The sequence below is a fragment of the Halosegnis rubeus genome (assembly GCF_009184545.1).
GTDB classification, from domain to species: Archaea; Halobacteriota; Halobacteria; order Halobacteriales; family Haloarculaceae; genus Halosegnis; species Halosegnis rubeus.
This window is the reverse complement of record NZ_QJOW01000001.1, coordinates 727,599-744,608: the sequence shown is the minus strand read 5'-3', so window position 1 is coordinate 744,608 and position 17,010 is coordinate 727,599. Positions and strand designations below refer to the sequence as shown.

19 protein-coding genes are annotated in these 17,010 nt (G+C 67.3%); 9 read left to right on the top strand and 10 right to left on the bottom strand.

What is annotated here, in order from left to right:
- Position 1 precedes the first annotated feature (1 nt).
- Together rad50 and mre11 are read right to left on the bottom strand one after the other, a co-directional pair.
- Positions 2-2,692 (bottom strand): DNA double-strand break repair ATPase Rad50, encoded by a 2,691-nt coding sequence (gene rad50 / locus DMP03_RS04010; RefSeq protein ID WP_152119414.1) that lies wholly within the window; start codon positions 2,690-2,692, stop codon positions 2-4.
- A complete protein-coding gene (mre11, locus tag DMP03_RS04005) occupies positions 2,689-3,921 on the bottom strand; it encodes a DNA double-strand break repair protein Mre11 (RefSeq protein ID WP_152119413.1) in 1,233 nt (410 codons plus the stop codon). The genes rad50 and mre11 overlap by 4 nt, the downstream gene beginning before the upstream one ends.
- Before the next feature lie 108 nt (positions 3,922-4,029).
- On the opposite strand from mre11, the gene DMP03_RS04000 reads away from it, so the two are divergent.
- From DMP03_RS04000 to DMP03_RS03990, 3 genes are all read left to right on the top strand, one after another.
- Complete coding sequence (locus DMP03_RS04000; RefSeq protein WP_152119412.1) at positions 4,030-4,635, top strand: NUDIX hydrolase; 606 nt, start codon at positions 4,030-4,032, stop codon at positions 4,633-4,635.
- A gap of 69 nt (positions 4,636-4,704) precedes the next feature.
- Entirely contained in the window at positions 4,705-5,922 is a 1,218-nt protein-coding gene (locus DMP03_RS03995) for an HD domain-containing protein (protein WP_152119411.1), read from the top strand.
- Positions 5,919-6,938, top strand: a complete 1,020-nt coding sequence (locus tag DMP03_RS03990) for an amidohydrolase family protein (protein ID WP_152119410.1) — start codon at positions 5,919-5,921, stop codon at positions 6,936-6,938. Before DMP03_RS03995 ends, DMP03_RS03990 begins: the two co-directional genes overlap by 4 nt.
- Here DMP03_RS03990 and DMP03_RS03985 read toward each other — a convergent pair whose 3' ends face one another.
- From DMP03_RS03985 to DMP03_RS03975, 4 genes are read right to left on the bottom strand one after another with little or no spacing between them, the layout of a single operon-like run.
- Entirely contained in the window at positions 6,939-7,859 is a 921-nt protein-coding gene (locus DMP03_RS03985) for a biotin--[acetyl-CoA-carboxylase] ligase (RefSeq protein WP_152119409.1), read from the bottom strand.
- 35 nt (positions 7,860-7,894) lie between these two features.
- The gene (locus DMP03_RS14205; protein WP_172967061.1) at positions 7,895-8,068 is read right to left on the bottom strand and encodes a hypothetical protein; all 174 of its coding nucleotides are present in this window, start codon (positions 8,066-8,068) and stop codon (positions 7,895-7,897) included.
- Between the two features lie 37 nt (positions 8,069-8,105).
- Positions 8,106-8,282 carry a 50S ribosomal protein L37e gene (locus tag DMP03_RS03980; protein ID WP_152119408.1) on the bottom strand — a complete coding sequence of 59 codons (177 nt, stop codon included), beginning with the start codon at positions 8,280-8,282 and terminating at the stop codon, positions 8,106-8,108.
- On the bottom strand, positions 8,279-8,461 hold the full coding sequence (locus tag DMP03_RS03975; RefSeq protein WP_075936597.1) for an LSM domain-containing protein: 183 nt from the start codon (positions 8,459-8,461) through the stop codon (positions 8,279-8,281). Before DMP03_RS03975 ends, DMP03_RS03980 begins: the two co-directional genes overlap by 4 nt.
- A 131-nt stretch (positions 8,462-8,592) precedes the next feature.
- Here DMP03_RS03975 and DMP03_RS03970 point away from each other — a divergent pair, with 131 nt between their 5' ends.
- Positions 8,593-8,871: a hypothetical protein gene (locus DMP03_RS03970; protein WP_152119407.1), complete on the top strand. Its 279-nt coding sequence runs from the start codon at positions 8,593-8,595 to the stop codon at positions 8,869-8,871.
- Here DMP03_RS03970 and DMP03_RS03965 read toward each other — a convergent pair.
- Positions 8,868-9,929 carry a M20/M25/M40 family metallo-hydrolase gene (locus DMP03_RS03965; RefSeq protein ID WP_152119406.1) on the bottom strand — a complete coding sequence of 354 codons (1,062 nt, stop codon included), beginning with the start codon at positions 9,927-9,929 and terminating at the stop codon, positions 8,868-8,870. The two genes, DMP03_RS03970 and DMP03_RS03965, sit on opposite strands and share 4 nt — an antisense overlap.
- An 86-nt stretch (positions 9,930-10,015) precedes the next feature.
- On the opposite strand from DMP03_RS03965, the gene DMP03_RS03960 reads away from it, so the two are divergent.
- Positions 10,016-10,213 (top strand): hypothetical protein, encoded by a 198-nt coding sequence (locus DMP03_RS03960; protein WP_152119405.1) that lies wholly within the window; start codon positions 10,016-10,018, stop codon positions 10,211-10,213.
- Here DMP03_RS03960 and DMP03_RS03955 read toward each other — a convergent pair.
- Positions 10,210-10,827: an alpha/beta hydrolase gene (locus tag DMP03_RS03955; protein ID WP_152119404.1), complete on the bottom strand. Its 618-nt coding sequence runs from the start codon at positions 10,825-10,827 to the stop codon at positions 10,210-10,212. The genes DMP03_RS03960 and DMP03_RS03955 overlap by 4 nt on opposite strands.
- Positions 10,827-11,771: a ring-cleaving dioxygenase gene (locus DMP03_RS03950; protein WP_152119403.1), complete on the bottom strand. Its 945-nt coding sequence runs from the start codon at positions 11,769-11,771 to the stop codon at positions 10,827-10,829. The genes DMP03_RS03955 and DMP03_RS03950 overlap by 1 nt, the downstream gene beginning before the upstream one ends.
- 65 nt (positions 11,772-11,836) lie before the next feature.
- On the opposite strand from DMP03_RS03950, the gene DMP03_RS03945 reads away from it, so the two are divergent.
- The 3 genes from DMP03_RS03945 (at position 11,837) to DMP03_RS03935 (ending at position 13,453) form a co-directional block, all read left to right on the top strand.
- Positions 11,837-12,187 (top strand): winged helix-turn-helix transcriptional regulator, encoded by a 351-nt coding sequence (locus DMP03_RS03945; protein ID WP_152119402.1) that lies wholly within the window; start codon positions 11,837-11,839, stop codon positions 12,185-12,187.
- A gap of 71 nt (positions 12,188-12,258) precedes the next feature.
- Positions 12,259-12,456: a hypothetical protein gene (locus DMP03_RS03940; RefSeq protein ID WP_152119401.1), complete on the top strand. Its 198-nt coding sequence runs from the start codon at positions 12,259-12,261 to the stop codon at positions 12,454-12,456.
- 43 nt (positions 12,457-12,499) lie between these two features.
- Positions 12,500-13,453 carry a zinc-dependent metalloprotease gene (locus DMP03_RS03935; protein ID WP_152119400.1) on the top strand — a complete coding sequence of 318 codons (954 nt, stop codon included), beginning with the start codon at positions 12,500-12,502 and terminating at the stop codon, positions 13,451-13,453.
- 11 nt (positions 13,454-13,464) lie between these two features.
- On the opposite strand, the gene DMP03_RS03930 is transcribed toward DMP03_RS03935, so the two are convergent.
- Positions 13,465-15,585 (bottom strand): thioredoxin domain-containing protein, encoded by a 2,121-nt coding sequence (locus DMP03_RS03930; protein ID WP_152119399.1) that lies wholly within the window; start codon positions 15,583-15,585, stop codon positions 13,465-13,467.
- A 121-nt stretch (positions 15,586-15,706) separates the two neighbouring features.
- On the opposite strand from DMP03_RS03930, the gene purD reads away from it, so the two are divergent.
- Positions 15,707-17,002 carry a phosphoribosylamine--glycine ligase gene (gene purD / locus DMP03_RS03925; RefSeq protein ID WP_152119398.1) on the top strand — a complete coding sequence of 432 codons (1,296 nt, stop codon included), beginning with the start codon at positions 15,707-15,709 and terminating at the stop codon, positions 17,000-17,002.
- Positions 17,003-17,010 lie beyond the last annotated feature (8 nt).

The window sequence follows — 17,010 nt, the reverse complement described above, 5'->3', positions numbered from 1 at the left end:
CTCAGTTGAACGCGGCGAGGGCGGTGGCGTCGGCCGCGTCCCGGCGTTCCACCGAGGAACGGTTCGTCGTCGAGTCCTTCTCGACGGTGACGAGCTCGTCTGCCGCCGTCACGAGTTCCTCGTCGTGGCTGACGACGAGGATCTGGGCCACCCCGAGGTTGGTCATCGATTCGATGAGGTCCACGAGCTTTGAGACGTGGCCCGAATCGAGGAACACCGTCGGCTCATCGAGGATGAGGGGCGGAAGTGGCGCGGCTCCGTCGATACCCTCCGCCAGCAGCCGGTAGATAGCACACCGGAGCGAGAGGTTGAATATGGCGCGCTCGCCGCCCGACAGCTGTTCGGGGTCGAGCGGGTCGCCGTCCTTTTGATACACCGTCAGCGCGTACTCGCCGTCGAGTTCGATGTGCGAGTAGGCGTCGTTCTCGTAGAGGAGTTCGAACGTCTCGTTGAGCATGCGTTCGAGCTTCTGGACGTTCTGCTGGCGAAGCTCCGCCCGCAGGTCCGCGTAGGTGGTCTGGAGCCGCTCTGTCTCGTCGTACAGCTCGTCCAGTCGAGCGACCGTCTCGGCCAACTGCTCGCGGCGCTCACGCAGCGACTCCAGCTCAGCGATGCTGTTTTCGACTGCCCCGATTTTGGCCTGAAGCTCGTCGCGTTCGCCTTCGAGCCGATCGAGTTCCGGCTTCACGTCTTCGAGATACTCCTCGGCGTTCTCCTTGCGAGCTTTCGCGTCGGCGATGGCGTCGTCGTCGACCTGCGATTCGAGGTCGTCGCGGCGCTCGCGCTTCTCGGCGAGCCGTTCGTTTCGGAGTTCGTTCTGCTCGGCGAGGTTCTGTCTGCGCTCGCGCAGCGTATCGAGTTCGTCCGACAGTGATTCGATACTCGCGAGGGAATCAGACAGCGACTCGACGCGCTCGATTCGTCGTTTCAGCTCCGCTGCCTCGGCGTTGAGCTCACCCATCTGCTCGCGGGCCGTCGCGGCCTGGTCGTCGACCTCACTCGCCGTCTCGCGTCTCTCTGCGGCCTCGGATTCAAGCTCAGTCGCTTCCCCGCGCAGCGACTCCATTCGCTCTTCGGTCTCGGTGACGCCGCTTTCGCGCTCTTCGACTAACGTCTCCAGTTGGTCGCGCTCGTCGCGCAGTCGCGCGAGCTCGTCGGCGGCGTCGGCAAGCGACCCCGCCTGCTCCAGCTCGGCTTCGAGCTCGTCGCGGCGCGCTCGGAGTTCGTCCACTGCGGCCTCCAGTTGCTCGACCGTCTCGCGCTCCTCGTCCAGCGTCTCGACGTGTGGTGCACCGTCGACCGACTGCCCGCACTCGGGACACTTGCCGGCGTCGAGCAGTTCCTCGGTCTCGGCGAGCGTCTCGCGGGCGTTCTCCAGTTCGGTCTTCGTGGTGGTTAACTCCTCGCGACACGCCGTTAGCTCGTCTGCCACCGATTCGCGGTGTGCATCCGTCTCGTCGGGACCGACCGGGGCATCCTCGAAGGTGGCGTTCGTCTCTTCGATTTGCGCCTCCAGCGTCTCGATTTTCTCGCGGGTCTGTGCGACCCGTTCACGGGTGGATTCGAGGTCGGCTTCGAGATCTGCGGCTTCCGCTCGCTTCTGCTCGGCCTCGGCGTCGAGTTCCGCGGCGCGCTCGCGTGCGGTCTCGGCTTCCGTGTCGTACTGCTGGATCTCGAGTCGCTGGTCGTTGAGTCGCTCCTGTAACCCTTCGCGCTCCTCGTGCAGGCTGTCGAGTCGGTTCGACAGCGTCTCGTCGTCGATCTCATTCAGGGGCGCGTCGATATCAGTCGCCCCGAGGAGGTCGCCCGCCGTCTCGCGTTCGGTCTCGCGTTCCTCGCGGAGCTCGGTGATTCGGTCGCCGATCTCCCCGCGCTTGCGTTCCGTTTCGCGAATCGCCTCGGTCAGCGACTCGATGTCTCCCTCGATTTCGGCCAACTCCCCGCGGCGCTGTTCATACTCGTCGAGTATCTCCTGTGCGGCGTCGCGTTCCGCCCGTGCGCGCTCGCGGTTCTCCTCGTAGCGCTCAATTTTTTCACGAACGTCGGCGAGGTCGCTTCTCAGCGCGTTCAGCTGGTCGTGGTACGCCTCGCTTTCCTTCTCCTCGATTTGGCTATCGAGGTCATCGAGTGCGCCGCGCTTGTTGTCACGGACACGGCCGACTCCGACGCGGGCGTCGGATGCGCGTTCACGGTACTCTTCCAGCTTTCCGAGCTGGAGGAGGTCGTCGATCATGTCCTGTCGCTGGCCGGGCGAGGCGTTGATGAGCTTGTTCACTTCGCCCTGCCGGACGTACGCGCAGTTGACGAACGCGGAGGCGTCCATCCGGAGCAGGTCGGTGACGGCGCTGCGCACGTCGCGAGCCCCCTCGACGGTCTCCTCGTCGCCCTCCAACACGCAGGTCGTCGTCTGGACGCTGTCGCCCCGCTGTTTGAGTTCGCGCTGGATGTGGTAGTGGCCGCCGTCGTGCGCGAACCACAGGTCGACGGACGCCTCCTGTGTGCCGATGGTGACCAGCTCGTCGAGGGTCTGGTCGAGGGCACGCGCGCCGTAGAGCGCGAAGAAACACGCCTCCAGCAGCGACGACTTCCCGGAGCCGTTCAGCCCGTGGATGACCGTCACCCCCGAAGAGAGTTCGAGGTCGGTGTCGGCGTAGCACTTGAAGTTCGAGAGCCGGAGCCGTTCGAACCTCACTGGAACTCACCCATCGAAGCCTGCCCGTCGGACGCTTGTTCTGGTGTTTCCTCCTCGGTCGCTGCGTCGGCCGGTTGTTCGGACACTCCGTCCGTAGCTTCGCCCGGCAGTGCATCGAGGTCGCCGTCGTCGACGAGGTCGCTCACGCGCGACTCCACCGTGTCGGCGACGTTCGAGTCCGCGAGCTTCGAGGCGCGCACGGTCTCGTCGATATCGCGGGCCGCCTCGGAGAGTTCCATCTCGCGGAGTCGATCCTCGACCGCATCGTCGGGGTCGGCAAACGAGACCTCGAGGTCGTCCGATTCGGCGGCGTACTCGCGGCGGTCGTGGACGCGGGCCGTAAGCGCCCCTCGCTCGGCGATGAACGACTCCACACGGGCGGGGGCAATCTGGTCGCCCTCTCCGTCGATGGAGACGATGAGGACCGCGTCCTCGAGGTCGTGTTGGGCGACCTGCTCGCGCACCCGGTCGAGTCCCTCGCCCGGCCCGAGGTCGACGGTGACGAAGACGAATTCGCGGGTCGGGATGCCGCGTCGGGAGATGTGGGCTTCGCCGTCGGCGAACTCGACGATGTTGTAGCCGCGTTCGTCTTCCTCGCTCGCGGAGGCGCGTTCGGTCGACCCGCAGTAGGTGACCCAACAGCCGTCGATTTCTACGCGTTCGGGCGTGTGTTCGTCGCCGAGCAGGAAGGCGTCGAAGTCGACGTTCGCGGCGTCGAGCACCTCGGCGGCGTCCCAGTCGACGTTGCCGTAGTCGGGGACGAGCGGCTCGAACAGGCCGTGTGAGACCAGGGCGGCGTGGTCAGCGTCGTGGGACTCGAACTGGTAGTCGAGGTCGTCGCGTTTCGCTCGCGGAACGAAGTCCAGCCCGTAGAAGGCAGTGTCACCGACCACAGTCGGGGAATCGTCGAGTCGGGTGACGAGTCCCATCGACTCGAACAGGTCGAGCCACTGGCCGTCGCGGGTCGTCTCGTGGTTGCCGACGACCGCGAGGAAGGGGATGGCGGCGTCGTCCAGGGTTCGGAGCACGTCGATGGTGCCGAGCAGGTCGGCGAGGTCCGGCTTCCGGTCGTGGAACAGGTCGCCGGCGTGGACGACCGCGTCCACCTCGTCCGCGACGGCGTCGTCGGCGACGCGCCGGAAGGCGTCGAGGAAGTCCTGCCGTCGCTCCGGCAGGTGGTACTGCCGGTAGCCGAGGTGGGTGTCGCCCGTGTGTATCACCCGTGTCATGGCTTCGAGTTCTGGCTCCCGCGATATAGGGGTGTCGCGACCGCGGCGAAAGTGAAGCGCTCGTCCCCCCGCCGGGTGACTTATGTCCCGGCCACACGACCAGGGAATATGGACCTCGCGCTCGACGCGGTCGCCGCCCACACCCCCGTGACGGCGATGACAGAAGAGCGGGAGGCGGCCGTCGTCGTGCCCATCGTCGAGCGCGACGGCCGCGAGTATCTGCTCTTCATCAAGAAGGCCGACCACCTCGGTAGCCACGCCGGCCAGATGTCGTTTCCCGGCGGCGGACGCGAGCCGTCCGACGAGGACCTCTATGCCACCGCCCTCCGCGAGGCACGCGAGGAGGTCGACATGCACACCGACGCGGTAGCGTACGTCGGCCAGCTGGACGATATCGCGACGGTTTCCGGGTACGCGGTCCGGCCGTTCGTCGTCCGCGCGCCCGACCAGACGTGGGTGCCGGACGACCGCGAGGTGGCCGAGGTCGTCCCGCTCCCCATCGACGAGCTCGTCGACCTCGACAACTACGAGAGCGAAGAGCGCGATCACCCGCAACGCGGGAACGTCCGGCTCCACTTCTTCCGCGTCGATGGCTACACCGTCTGGGGCGCGACCGGCTGGATGCTCGTCCAGTTTCTCGAGCTCTCGACCGAGTGGCGACAGCCGACTGAGCCGGACCGGGTCGTCGACCCCGACGCCGAGTTCCCGGTCTGAGACGACGATTTTTACCCGAAGCCGACCGAAGCCGCGACCAATGAGCGCGACCGACACGGAGGGAGTCCGATGAGCACGATCAAGGACTCTGTCCACGACCACATCGCCGTCGAGGGAGTCGCCGAAGCCCTCCTCGATACGCCCGCCCTCCAGCGGCTCCGCCGTATCACGCAGCTGGGAACCGCTTCGTTCGTCTACCCCAGCGCAAACCACACTCGCTTCGAGCACTCCCTCGGCGTCTACCACCTCGCGAACGAGGCGCTCGGCCACCTCGGCATCGAGGGACCACAGGCCGAGCGCGTCCGCGCGGCCGCCCTGCTCCACGACATCGGCCACACCCCCTTCTCGCACAACACCGAGGACGTGCTCGAACGCGAGGCCGGCAAGTCACACGACGACGTACACGACCTCATCCGCGGCAGTCCGGTCGAGCGCGTCCTCGTCGACCACGACATCGACCCCGACCGCGTGGCCGACCTCATCGCCGGCGACGGCGAACTCGGCCAGCTCGTCTCCGGGGAGCTCGACGTGGACCGGATGGATTATCTCGTCCGCGACGCCCACCACACCGGCGTTCCGTACGGGACCATCGACCACGGTCGGCTCGTGCGCGAGCTCCGACTCGTGGGCGGCGAACTCGTCCTCGCGGAGGGGAACGTCCAGTCGGCCGAGTCGCTGCTGTTGGCACGCGCCCTGATGAACCCGACCGTCTACTCCCACCACGTCGCCCGCATCTCGAAGGCGATGCTCCGTCGGGCGGCCGACGAACTCGTCTCCGAGGTACCGGTCGAGACGTTCCGCCGCTGGGACGACTACGAGCTGATGGTCGCACTGCGCGAGGAGCCGGCCACAAGCGAGTACGCCCGACGGCTCGACGAGCGCGACCTGTTCAAGCGCGCCGTCTGGGCGGAGTACGCCGACGTTCCCGACGAGTACATCACCGCCGACTTCGACCAGCGGCAGGCGTGGGAGCGTGACATCGCCGCCCGGGCCGGCGTCTCGCCCGACGACGTGATTCTCGACGTGCCCGGCGAGCCGAGCATGAAGGAGTCGAGCACGCAGGTCGTCGTCAACGGCGAGGTGCGGGAGCTTGGCACGCAGTCGACGCTCGTCGGCGCACTCCAGACCGTCCAGCGCGAGCAGTGGCGACTCGGCGTGTACGCCCCAGCAGACGAGACCGACGCGGTCGGCGTCGCTACGGAGGACGTGCTCGGGCTCGACCTCGACGCGCTCGTGGTCGACGTGCGACAGGGAATCCACCAGACGCTCGACGAGTACGGCGCATGACGGGAATCCACGAAGGGCTCGTCTTCCGCGGGCCAGAGTTCGAGCCGGTCCAGGGGCGCGTCGTCGTCGAGGACGGGACTATCGCGAGCGTCGAAGAGGACGAAGTCGAGAGCGACGACTGGATTCTCCCGGCGTTCGTGAACGCACACACACACATCGGCGACTCCATCGCGAAGGAGGCGGGCCGAGGTCTCTCGCTCGATGAGCTGGTCGCGCCGCCGGACGGGCTTAAGCACCGACTCCTGCGTGAGACGCCCCGCGAGGAGATGGTCGAGGCGATGGGTCGCACCATCGCGTTCATGCGCGAATCGGGGACGGCATCGTTCCTCGAGTTTCGCGAAGGCGGCGCGGAGGGCGTGGACCGACTCCACGACGCGGCCCGTGACAGCCCCGTCGAGCCAGTCGTCTTCGGTCGCGAGGAAATCGCCGCGATGGAGGCGGGCGACGGCTTCGGAGCCAGCGGCGCACGGGACAACGAGTTCGGGCCCGAGCGCCGGGCGACCCGCGAGGCAGGCAAGCTGTTTGGCATCCACGCGGGCGAGCGCGACAGCCACGACGTGGACGCCGCCCTCGATTACGACCCCGACTACCTCGTTCACATGGTGTACACGACTCCCGACCAGCGGGAACGAGTGGCCGAGGCGGAGATTCCGATCATCTGTTGTCCGCGGTCGAATCTCGTCACTGAGGTCGGACTGCCGGACTTCGAGACGTTGGCCGAGACGACGACGCTCGCGCTCGGTACGGACAACGTCATGCTCAACTCCCCGAGCATGTTCCGCGAGATGGAGTTCACGGCGAAACACGCCGAGCTTCCAGCCCCGCAGATTCTCCGGATGGCGACGCACAACGGCGCAGAAATCGCCGGCAAGGAGTACGGTCTCATCGAAGCGGGTCGCCCCGCGAAGCTCCAACTGCTCGACGGTGACAGTCACAACCTCGCCGGCGCGCGCGACCCCGTCCGTGCGGTCGTGCGACGGGCCGGCGTGCACGAGGTGCGTGACGTGATTCTGTAGTTACTCCCGCGGCCTGAGGTGTTCGCAGTCGCCGGCGGTCACCCGCCGCACGCCGTCGTCGGTCTCCACGAGGAGCGTGCCGGGAAACTCGATGTCGATGGCTTCGCCCTCGATGGTCTCGCGCGGCGTCTCGACGCGTACCTGCTGGCCGAGCGTGCTCGCGTGCTCGCGCCACGCCGGGACGATGGACCCCACGTCGTCGGTTAAGTCGGCAAAGCGGTCGACGATGCTCGCGAGGAACGCTCGCCGTGTGATGGGACCGGTCTCGGTCTCGATGCTCGTCCCGCGCGGGAGGTCGGCGGCGTCGACGTTGGCGTTCGCGCCGACACCGACGACGAGCCACGAGACGCGGTCGGCTTCGCCTTCCATCTCCGTGAGGATGCCCGCGAGTTTCTTCCCGTCGACCTGCACGTCGTTGGGCCACTTGATGTCTGCCTCGACCCCTGTCTCTCGGGCGGCGTCGGCCACGGCGACGGCCGCAGCGAGAGTGTACACCGGCGCGTGTGCCGGCGGCACGTCGGGCCGGACGACGAGCGACGCGTAGATGCCCCCGTCGGGCGAGGACCACTCGCGGTCGAGCCGGCCGCGACCGCCGGTCTGCGTTTCGGCGACGACGACCACGTCCTCGGCCCCCTCGTTCGCTCGTTCTCGGGCCGTCGCGTTCGTCGAGGCGAGTTCGTCGTGGAACTCGACGGCGAACTCGGAGTCGAGTTCGAACGCCGTCGCCGCGCCGCCGAACTCGGGAACCCCAGCGAGGGTGTACCCGTCGTCGGTGTCGCGAATCTCGAACCCGTCGTCGCGGAGCGTCTCGACGTGGTTCCAGACGGCGGCCCGCGAGATATCGAGGTCGGCGGCGAGCGTCGGCCCAGACACCGGACCGGCGGCGAGTCGGTCGAGAATCAGCGCGCGCGTCTCCTGCATGACCGGTTATCGACGCCGTGGCGACTTCAGCGTTGTCAGGCGGGCCGGACGAACAGCCAGCCGAAGACCGCGAGCGCGAGACCGGCGGCCAGTCCGGTCGTGACACCGAGTTGCGGCTCGCCGATGGAGATTCCGAAGGCAGTCGAGACGAGCACGCCGGCTAAAAAGAAGACGCCGGCGCGAGACGGTCCAGTGTCGAGGAGTCCCATTGGTATGCGAGTCAAGCGCGGCGAGAGGAGGAGCGATTCAGTTGTCGCCCGTCTTGCCCTGCCACTCGTACGAGCGGCGGCTGGCGGAGTTGCCGAAGCCACAGGACGAACAGATCTTCTTGCGGGAGTGGTAGGACTTCTCGCCACAGCGGCGGCACTTCACGTGTGTCGTCTTGTTCTTCTTTCCTTGAGATGGGGTACCTGCGCCGGTCATGGTTGAATCGAGACAACGTTGTCGCCGCGGATAATCGTTGTGTTCTCGCCGTCGAGAACGAGGTTCATGTGCTGGTCGTACCCGGTGAGTTCACCGTCGAACGTCTCTCCGCCTTTCAGCGTCACCGTCACTTCCTCACCGAGCGTCGCCTCCAGTACGTCAAGCGGTCGGTCGGCCATACCCTAACGGGTAGACGCCCACGCTTAAACACACCGAGACGCGCCTGCACTAGCGAGCAGGGGACCGGTCCCGTTGGGACCGCCTGTGAACTACCCCACCCTACCGCTCGCCTGACGGCTCGCGCTTGAGGGTGGGGCTTCCTGCTTCAACGACGCGCTTTGCAGATAGTAAACCACAGACGCGGAGTTATCTCCTCTACGCGACCGCCCACACGATCGGGACGGGTGCGGTGTTGGGCGAGATGGTCGCCGCCGCTCCCGCGCTCAAGCAGTTGTTCGATCTGACGGCGTACGTGTTCAGCACCTGTCTCGACTCCGTCGCCCTCCTGTTCTTTGCGATGGTGTACTGCGACCGGACGGACTTGCTGTCCCGGCGGTCAGTGAGGGGGCGGTCCTCGCCGGCTGGCTAGATGTCGACCGCGAAGGGCGCGAACTCCTCGGCGCTCGCAGCGAACCGACCCATCAGTTCGCCCATCTCGTCGAGGTCGTCGGTGTCGATGACCTCCACCGGCGTGTGCATGTATCGGTTCGGAATCGAGACGTTGAGCGCGGCCTGACCGCCGCGTGCGGTAGAGAAGCTCTCGGCGTCGGTGCCAGTGTCGAGACCGGACGCTGTTAGCTGCACGTCGATGTCCTCGTCGTCGGCCACGGCACGGACGGCATCGGCGACGACCGGGTGGTTCGCCGCGCCGCGACCGATACCCGGCCCGGAGCCGAGTTCGAGACTCGCGCCCTTGTTCGGGGCGTTCGGCGAGTCGGTCGCGTGGCCCACGTCGGCCGCGAGCACCACGTCGGGGTCGAGGTCGTAGGCGATCATCTCCGCTCCCTTGCGGCCGATTTCTTCTTGAACGGTCGAGACAGCATACACCGTCGCGTCGGCGTCGGTCTCGACGGCGCGCCGGAACCCTTCGGCCGCGGCCCAAACGCCGGTGCGATTGTCCATCCCTCGCGCGGCGACGAGCGACCCTTGGAGGTCGCGAATCCGCGTATCGAAGGTAATCGGGTCGCCGGTCTCGACGAGGTCGGTCGCTTCTGCCTCGTCGTCGGCACCGATGTCGACGTGCATCTCCGAGATTTCGGGCGTCTCGTCGTCGCCCTCGCGCAGGTGGATGGCGGTCTGGCCGACGACCCCGGAGACGGGACCGTCACGCCCGTGGACGAGGACGTACTGCCCCTGCGTGACAGTCCTGTCCGAACCGCCGATGCGGGTCAGCTTGAGGAAGCCGTCGTCGGTCACGTCACGGACCATCAGCCCGATTTCATCGCCGTGGCCGGCGAGCGCGACCGAGGTGTCCACGTCGGGGTCGCCCTCGTGGACGGCGACGGCGTTGCCGTAGGTGTCCGTGCGGACTTCGTCGGCGTACGGCTCGACGTAATCGAGGAAGACCCGCTGACCGGCCGTCTCGAAGCCGGTCGGTGTCGCGGTTTCGAGCAGCGAGTCGAGGAACTCTCTGTGTGCTTGTTCCATACCGTGTGGCTGTGGGGGCCGTCCTGAAGTGTGTACTGACTCCGCCCGGCCAGAATCGTTACGTACCCCCGCGTCGACGCATCGGTATGGCAGATTTCACCTTCCTCAGACTCGATTTCGGCGACGTGACCGTATCGACCGGCGGCGGAGCACCAGAAGTCACGACGAGTGACGCCGACCGCGACGACAGCGAGGAGTCGAGCAGTGGCGCGTGGCTCGCCGCGCTCGTCGGCCTGCTCTTTCTCGCGGTGCTGGCCGTCCTCGCGAACCGCCGGCGGGATTAGAGGTCCGTGACCGTCTCGCGCAGGTAGTCGAGCTCGTCTTCGTTGACGCCGTGGCCCATCCCCTCGTAGAGCCGCTTTTCCACCGTGGCGTTCAGCGACTCGAAGATTTCTTCCGTGTCGTTGACGCGCTCGACTGGGATGTGTGGGTCTACGTCGGAACAGCCGAGGAACACCTCTGTGTTCTCCATGTCTCCCTCGTAGCCGCCGAGGTCGTCACCGATGAGACCGCCCGAGAGCGCGGCGACACCGCCGTACTCCGCCGGGTTCCGTGCGGCGTACTCGGTGGTGAGACAGCCTCCCTGTGAGAAGCCAACGAGGAGGATGCGCTCGCGCGGGATACCGGCCTCGACGAACTCGGAGACGAGACGGTCGATGGCGGCCAGCCCGTCGGTGCGGCCCGGCTCGTTCTTCTCGACCGGTTCGAGGAACGAGTGGGGATACCACGTGTTGTTCGTCGCCTGTGGCGCGGCGTAGGCTGCGTCTTCACGCGGGAACTCCTGTGCCATCGCGAGGATGGAGCGCGCCGTCGCGCCGCGGCCGTGCGTCAGGATGACGCCGACCTCGGCGTCCCCGGGGTCCGCGCCGGCGCGGGCCGGCTCGTTCTCGTGGACCATTATCGCACCTCCGCGGGCGTCGCGGTTAGTTCGGGCAGCGACGACTCGATTCGCTCGCGGTCGCCCTCCAGCCATTCGGGGAGCTTCAGTGTCTCGCCCAACTCGTCGACGGACTCGTCGGCGGTGAATCCCGGCCCGTCGGTCGCGAACTCGAACAGGATTCCGCCACGCTCGCGGAAGTAGATCGACCGGAAGTACTGGCGGTCCTTCTGCTCGGTGACGCCGTACCCCTCCTCGGAGAGCGCCTCCCGCCACGCGAACTGCCCGTCGTCGTCGGGGACGCGGAAGGCGACGTGGTGGACCGTACCGAGTCCGGGCTGGCCGCGGTCGCTCGTCTCGTGGAGGTCGACAATCGTCGCCCGGTCGCCCTCGGTCTCGAACCGGGTGTACGCACCCTCCTCGGCCGTCTGCTCGTACCCCATGAACTGGAGTAACCCTGCCGTCTCGGCCGTGTCCACGAGCGCGAGTGTGACCGAGTGGAAGCCGCAAATTGCGTGCTCTGTGGGCACGTCGCTCCCAGCCCACGGCTCGACACTCGACGCGTCGCTCGCGACGAGCTCGTAGCGGAGCCCGTCGCCGTCACGGAAGCCGAGCACCTGCCCGCCGAACCGGTCGGTGACCTCGTCCCGGTCGACGTCGTGGCTGTCGAGCCGGTCGGCCCAGTAGTCGAGACTGCCGGTCGGAACGTGGAACGCGGTCGTCTCGACCTGTCCAGCGCCGACCGTGCCGGACTGGCCCTCGCCGAACGGGAATATCGTGAGCGCCGTTCCCGGCTCGCCCGTCTCGTTGCCGAAGTAGAGGTGATACGTCGTCACGTCGTCGAAGTTCACCGTCTGCTTGACGAGTCGAAGGCTGAGTACGTCCCGGAGGAACCGGACCGTCTCGTCCGGGTCACTCGCCATGCTCGTCACGTGGTGGAGTCCCTGAATCGGTGCTTTCGCCATGTTACCTGATAGTGGGCCGTAACTACTTATACGCTCGCGGACACAGTGGATAGTAGGTAACAACGATGTCATCACAAGAGCGCTACAGCGAGGAGGCGTGTGTCGTCATCGACTCGCTCGAGCAGATCGGGTCACAGTGGCGGCTCATCGTCCTCCACGACCTACAGGAGGGCGAAAAGCGATTCAACGAACTCAAGCGGTCGACGAGCGCGTCCTCGCGCACGCTCTCGCGCGTGCTCGACGACCTCGGCGAGATGGGCTTCGTGAACCGGCGGCTCGAAGAGGACGCCCCCGTCGCGACCTACTACTCGCTGACGGACAAAGGTGAGTCGCTCGGTCCCGTGTTCGAGGCCATCGAGGAGTGGGCCGGGGACTGGCTCGACCCCGAACAGGAACAGTCGCTACTCGCCGAGTAGCCCAATACTCGTCTCCTCGCGTCTGCGATTCCGTAACAACCTCTTTGTTCTTGACCACCGTCCGCTGTCGCATGACCGAGGCGAGCGACGAGGAGTCACTCGAAGCCATCGTCGGGCGTCGTGGTCCCGCCGGCGCTGCGATCGGCGGAGCGATGGGGGCAGCACTCGCGGCGAGCACGGACGCCACGGCGGTTATCGCCGGACTCGCCGCCGGAGCCGGTGTGCTCCTCGCTATCGGGGTTTCTGTCGTGCTCGCGAAGGTACGGTAGCGGCCGGGGGAAGGCCTATGCGCGCGCCGCCGGTACGATTTGTATGACACTGTTTCGAGCCGTCCGCGCGGTGACGGAAAGCGAGGGCGACGCTCCCATCGACTGGGACGCCGCCGGCGAGGTTGCGAAAGCCGCCATCGACCCCGGCGAGCTGTCGCTCACGGAGTCGGAGCAAGCCGGCTACGCCGAGGACGTGCGCGCGGCCCGCTCGCGCATCCGCGAGGTCGCCGAAGTGGAGTTCGACGTGCCCGACACCATTGAGGTGCAAAACCGCCACCACTGGATCGACGCGAACACCCCAACGTTCCGACGGGTGATGGAGCCGGTCGTCGAAGAGTTCGCCGGCGGTCCCGCGCCCGGATTCGCCCGCTCGCTCAACACCGCGACGACCGGCGGGATGTTGGCCTTCCTCGGGAACAACGTCCTCGGGCAGTACGACCCGCTCTTGCTCGCCGACGAGCCGCACGCGCTCTACTTCGTCCACCCGAACATCGAGAAGGTGGCCGACCTGCTTGCCGTGGACCGCGACCGGTTCCGCCGCTGGATCGCCTTCCACGAGGTGACCCACGCCGCCGAGTTCGGAGCCGCGCCGTGGCTCTCGGGGTATCTCGAAGACGCGATGCTCGACGGCATCGGATCGCTGTCGGACGGCCGGCTCGAACGCGAGGCGCTGGCCGAGGTGAACGTCGCCATGACCGCCGTCGAGGGGTACGCCGAACTCGTGATGGACCGCGCCTTCGACGATGAGTACGACGACCTCCGCCGGAAGTTAGACGAGCGACGCGGCGGCTCCACCCCGGTCGGCAAGCTCGTCCGCAAGCTCCTCGGACTGGGGATGAAACGGGAGCAGTACGAGCGCGGTAAGGCCTTCTTCGACGCCGTCGCCGACGACCGCGGAGTCCACGGCGCGAGCCGGGTCTGGGAGTCACCGGAGTACCTCCCGAGCGACGAGGAACTCGACGACCCGAACGCGTGGCTCGCGCGCGTCCCGAAGTAGCGGTCGCCTTCTTACGGCGACCAGTCGAGGGCTTCGGCGAGGTCATGCGTCGGCGGCGAGCAGGCGCGGTTCCGGCAGGCGTAGACCGTCGGCTCACCGTCGCGCGCCTCGCGGCCGGCCCATATCGGCGGGGCGCTATCGAGACCGATCGTGTCCAGCCACGCCTGTAGCCCGTCCTCGGTCGGCGGGCGAACCGAGAGCAGTCGCAGGGGGAGATACCGATCCGCGAGGGTCCCGCGCCACCTTGTCGGAAGCGAATCGGCGGCGACCGTGAGTTCGTACCGACCGGTCGCGAGCGCGTCGGTCGCGAGCGCGAGGGCGGCGTGGTTGAGCGGCGTCGCATCGACGGTTTCGGCGTGGGTCTCTGCGACCCGGCGCGCGACGGTCCCGAACTGGCTGTCGGGACGGAACTGCGCGAGCGCGTCGAGCACGTCGACCGCGACGCCCGTACTGGAGGGTGTCGAGCTATCGTCCAACGCCTGCGGGCGAGCGATGAGGGACTCGCCGCCTTCGGGCGTGAAGTAGAGCGTCTCCGCGTCCTCGTCGTAGAACTCGGCGACGAGCGCGTCGGCCAGCGAGCAGGCGAAATCCAGATAGCGCACGTCGGCGGTCGCCTCGTAGGTCGCGAGCGCGCCGCGCGCGAGGAAGGCGTAGTCTTCGAGGTAGCCGTCGCCGGCAGCGTCGCCGTCCTTCCAGCGGCGGGTGAGTCGGTCGCCGTCCCACAGTCGTTCGCGCACGAAATCGAGCGCCTCGACGGCAGTGTCGGCGTACGAGTCATCGAGCACGAGACCGGCCTCGGCGAAAGCGTGGATAGCGAGTCCGTTCCAGCCGGCGAGCACCTTCTCGTCGCGGGCCGGAGCCGGGCGGTCACCGCGGGCGTGGCGGGCCTGTTTGCGGGCGCGAGCCAGCCGGTCCTCGATTTCCACTTCGGAGAGGTCGAAGGATGCGGCGAGGTCACCAATCGAGGTGGTCTCGGTCAGCACCGTCCAGTCCGGTTCGGCACCCTCCGGGAAGTTTCCCCCCTTGCCGATGCCGTAGCGGGCGGCAAAGAGGTCGGCGTCGGTCTCGTCGTCGATCGCCGCGTCGACGCGTTCGGGCGTCCAGACGTAGTAGGCCCCCTCAACCTGCTCGCCGTCGTGCTCGGAGCGCGCATCGAGGGTGGAAAAGAAGCCCCCGGCGTCGTGCCGGAGGTCGCGGTCGAGGAACTCGAGCGTTTCGCGCGCGACGCTGGCGTAGCGGTCGCTGTCGAACCGCTGACTCCCGGCGAGGAAGGTCAACACCAGCCCGGCTTGGTCGTAGAGCATCTTCTCGAAGTGCGGGACTACCCACTCGCGGTCGGTACAGTAGCGGTGGAAGCCGCCACCGACGTGGTCGTACAGGCCACCGCTCGCCATCGCGTCAAGCGTCTCGCGGGCGACGGTCCCGGCCTCGTCACGGCCGCGGGTCGAGGCGCGCAGGAGTAGTTCGACGCGAGCGGGGTTCGGGAACTTCTGTCCCCGACCGAAGCCGCCGTACTCGCGGTCCGCCTGTCCGACGGCGTGGTCGGCAGCGTCGGTGAGAAGGCCGTCAGACAGCTCTCCAGGTGCGTCGGGCACGTCTTCGAGTTCCCCGCGGGCGGCGGCGGTCCACTGCTCGGCGCGTTCCTCGCTCTCGGCGCGCTGTTCGGGGTCGGCCCACGCGTCGGCCACGTCCTGAACCAACTGCCGGAACCCCGGCTGTCGCTGGCTCGCGTCCTTCGGGAAGTAGGTGCCGACGAAGAACGGCTTGCCGTCGGGCGTACAGAAGACGGTGAGTGGCCAGCCGGCGTGGCCACGCACTAACTGGCAGACGGTGATGTACAGCGAGTCGAGGTCGGGCCGCTCCTCGCGGTCGACCTTGATGGGAACGAACGCCTCGTTGACCGTCTCGGCGACGTTCGGGTCGGAGAAGCTCTCTTCTGCCATGACGTGACACCAGTGACACGACGAGTAGCCGATCGAGAGGAAGATGGGGCGGTCGAGTTCGCGGGCGGTCTCGAGTGCGGTCTCGTCCCACGGCTGCCAGTGCACGGGGTTGTCAGCGTGCTGTTGGAGATACGGAGACGCCTCCTCGTCGAGTCGGTTCCGTCGGAGCGCGTCGGGGACGTCTGACATGCTCCTGCGTTGGGAGGCCACGGGCAAGAATGGTCGCCACGCCGACGGACCCACACGGTGGTGCATACTCCGGCGAACAGAGAGGACAACGTTTACACTCGTCTGCATACCCTCACCCGGTATGGAGAACACCGAACGGGTGCTGTTGGTCGGTGGTGGTGGCCGTGAACACGCGATTGCGCGCGCCGTCGCGGCGAGCGACGCGACGCTGTTCGCCTGCGCCTCGAACCGGAATCCTGGCATCGAATCGCTCGCCGCCGAACTGGAGACGCTGGACGAGACGGACCCCGAGGCGGTCGTCGCGTACGCCGAGTCGGTGGACGCTACGCTCGCCGTCGTCGGTCCGGAGACGCCCCTCGCCGCTGGGGTCGCCAACGCGCTCGACGACGCCGGCGTCTACGCGTTCGCGCCACGGCAGGCCGAGGCCCGCATCGAGACGGACAAGAGCTTCCAGCGGACCTTCCTTGACGAGCACGATATCGCCGGCAACCCCGACTACGCCGTCTTCGAATCGACCGAGGAGGCCTGCGACTACATCGACGGCTACGACGGTGACCTCGCGGTCAAGCCGGCCGGACTCACCGGCGGGAAGGGCGTGCGCGTCACCGGCGATCAAGTGACGAAGCCCGAGGCCAAGCAGTATCTCCGCGACAGCGACTATGACCGCATCGTCCTCGAGGAGCGACTCGTTGGCGAGGAGTTCACCGTCCAGGCGTTCGTCGCGAACGGCGACGTGCGGCTCACTCCGGCCGTGCAGGACCACAAGCGCGCCTACGAGGGCGACGAAGGACCGAACACCGGCGGCATGGGTAGCTACACCGCCCCGACCCGGACGCTCCCGTTCATGAACGGAAGCGACTACGAGGCGGCCGGCGACATCATCGAATCGGTCGTCGACGCGCTCCCGGAGTACAAGGGCGTGTTGTACGGCCAGTTCATGCTGACCGACGAGGGACCGAAAATCGTGGAGTTCAACGCTCGCTTTGGCGACCCCGAGGCGATGAACACGCTCCCAGTGCTGGAAACATCGTTCCTCGACGTGTTGACCGCGGCCCGCGACGGCGATACCCTCCCCGAACTGCAGTTTGGGGAGCGCGCGACCGTCTGTAAGTACGCCGTGCCGGCGGGTTACCCGACCGACCCCGAGGCCGGCGCGCTCGTGACGATTGACGCCGACAGCGCGGGCGACGCGCTCCTCTTTTACGCGAGCGTCGACGCCCGCGAGGACGGCATCTACACTACCACCTCTCGCTCGTTCGCGGTCGTCGGGACGGGCGAGACGATTGCCGACGCCGAAGCCGTCGCCGAGCGCGCCCTCCAGCGAGCCGGCGACGACGGACTCCGCGCCCGCCACGACATCGGCACCGCCGACCTCGTCCAGCGGCGCATCGACCACATGGCCGAACTTCGCGAGTAGCGACACGC

What these genes read in the sequence shown, in the direction of transcription:
- DMP03_RS03945 (WP_152119402.1), top strand. Translation starts at nt 11,837, where the DNA reads ATGTCATCACAAGAGCGCTACAGCGAGGAGGCGTGTGTCGTCATCGAC.
- DMP03_RS03975 (WP_075936597.1), bottom strand. Translation starts at nt 8,461, where the DNA reads ATGGCCGACCGACCGCTTGACGTACTGGAGGCGACGCTCGGTGAGGAA.
- mre11 (WP_152119413.1), bottom strand. Translation starts at nt 3,921, where the DNA reads ATGACACGGGTGATACACACGGGCGACACCCACCTCGGCTACCGGCAG.
- purD (WP_152119398.1), top strand. Translation starts at nt 15,707, where the DNA reads ATGGAGAACACCGAACGGGTGCTGTTGGTCGGTGGTGGTGGCCGTGAA.
- DMP03_RS03965 (WP_152119406.1), bottom strand. Translation starts at nt 9,929, where the DNA reads ATGGAACAAGCACACAGAGAGTTCCTCGACTCGCTGCTCGAAACCGCG.
- DMP03_RS03990 (WP_152119410.1), top strand. Translation starts at nt 5,919, where the DNA reads ATGACGGGAATCCACGAAGGGCTCGTCTTCCGCGGGCCAGAGTTCGAG.
- DMP03_RS03980 (WP_152119408.1), bottom strand. Translation starts at nt 8,282, where the DNA reads ATGACCGGCGCAGGTACCCCATCTCAAGGAAAGAAGAACAAGACGACA.
- DMP03_RS03995 (WP_152119411.1), top strand. Translation starts at nt 4,705, where the DNA reads ATGAGCACGATCAAGGACTCTGTCCACGACCACATCGCCGTCGAGGGA.
- DMP03_RS03950 (WP_152119403.1), bottom strand. Translation starts at nt 11,771, where the DNA reads ATGGCGAAAGCACCGATTCAGGGACTCCACCACGTGACGAGCATGGCG.
- DMP03_RS03960 (WP_152119405.1), top strand. Translation starts at nt 10,016, where the DNA reads ATGGCAGATTTCACCTTCCTCAGACTCGATTTCGGCGACGTGACCGTA.
- DMP03_RS03985 (WP_152119409.1), bottom strand. Translation starts at nt 7,859, where the DNA reads ATGCAGGAGACGCGCGCGCTGATTCTCGACCGACTCGCCGCCGGTCCG.
- DMP03_RS04000 (WP_152119412.1), top strand. Translation starts at nt 4,030, where the DNA reads ATGGACCTCGCGCTCGACGCGGTCGCCGCCCACACCCCCGTGACGGCG.
- DMP03_RS03940 (WP_152119401.1), top strand. Translation starts at nt 12,259, where the DNA reads ATGACCGAGGCGAGCGACGAGGAGTCACTCGAAGCCATCGTCGGGCGT.
- DMP03_RS03955 (WP_152119404.1), bottom strand. Translation starts at nt 10,827, where the DNA reads ATGGTCCACGAGAACGAGCCGGCCCGCGCCGGCGCGGACCCCGGGGAC.
- DMP03_RS14205 (WP_172967061.1), bottom strand. Translation starts at nt 8,068, where the DNA reads ATGGGACTCCTCGACACTGGACCGTCTCGCGCCGGCGTCTTCTTTTTA.
- DMP03_RS03935 (WP_152119400.1), top strand. Translation starts at nt 12,500, where the DNA reads ATGACACTGTTTCGAGCCGTCCGCGCGGTGACGGAAAGCGAGGGCGAC.
- DMP03_RS03930 (WP_152119399.1), bottom strand. Translation starts at nt 15,585, where the DNA reads ATGTCAGACGTCCCCGACGCGCTCCGACGGAACCGACTCGACGAGGAG.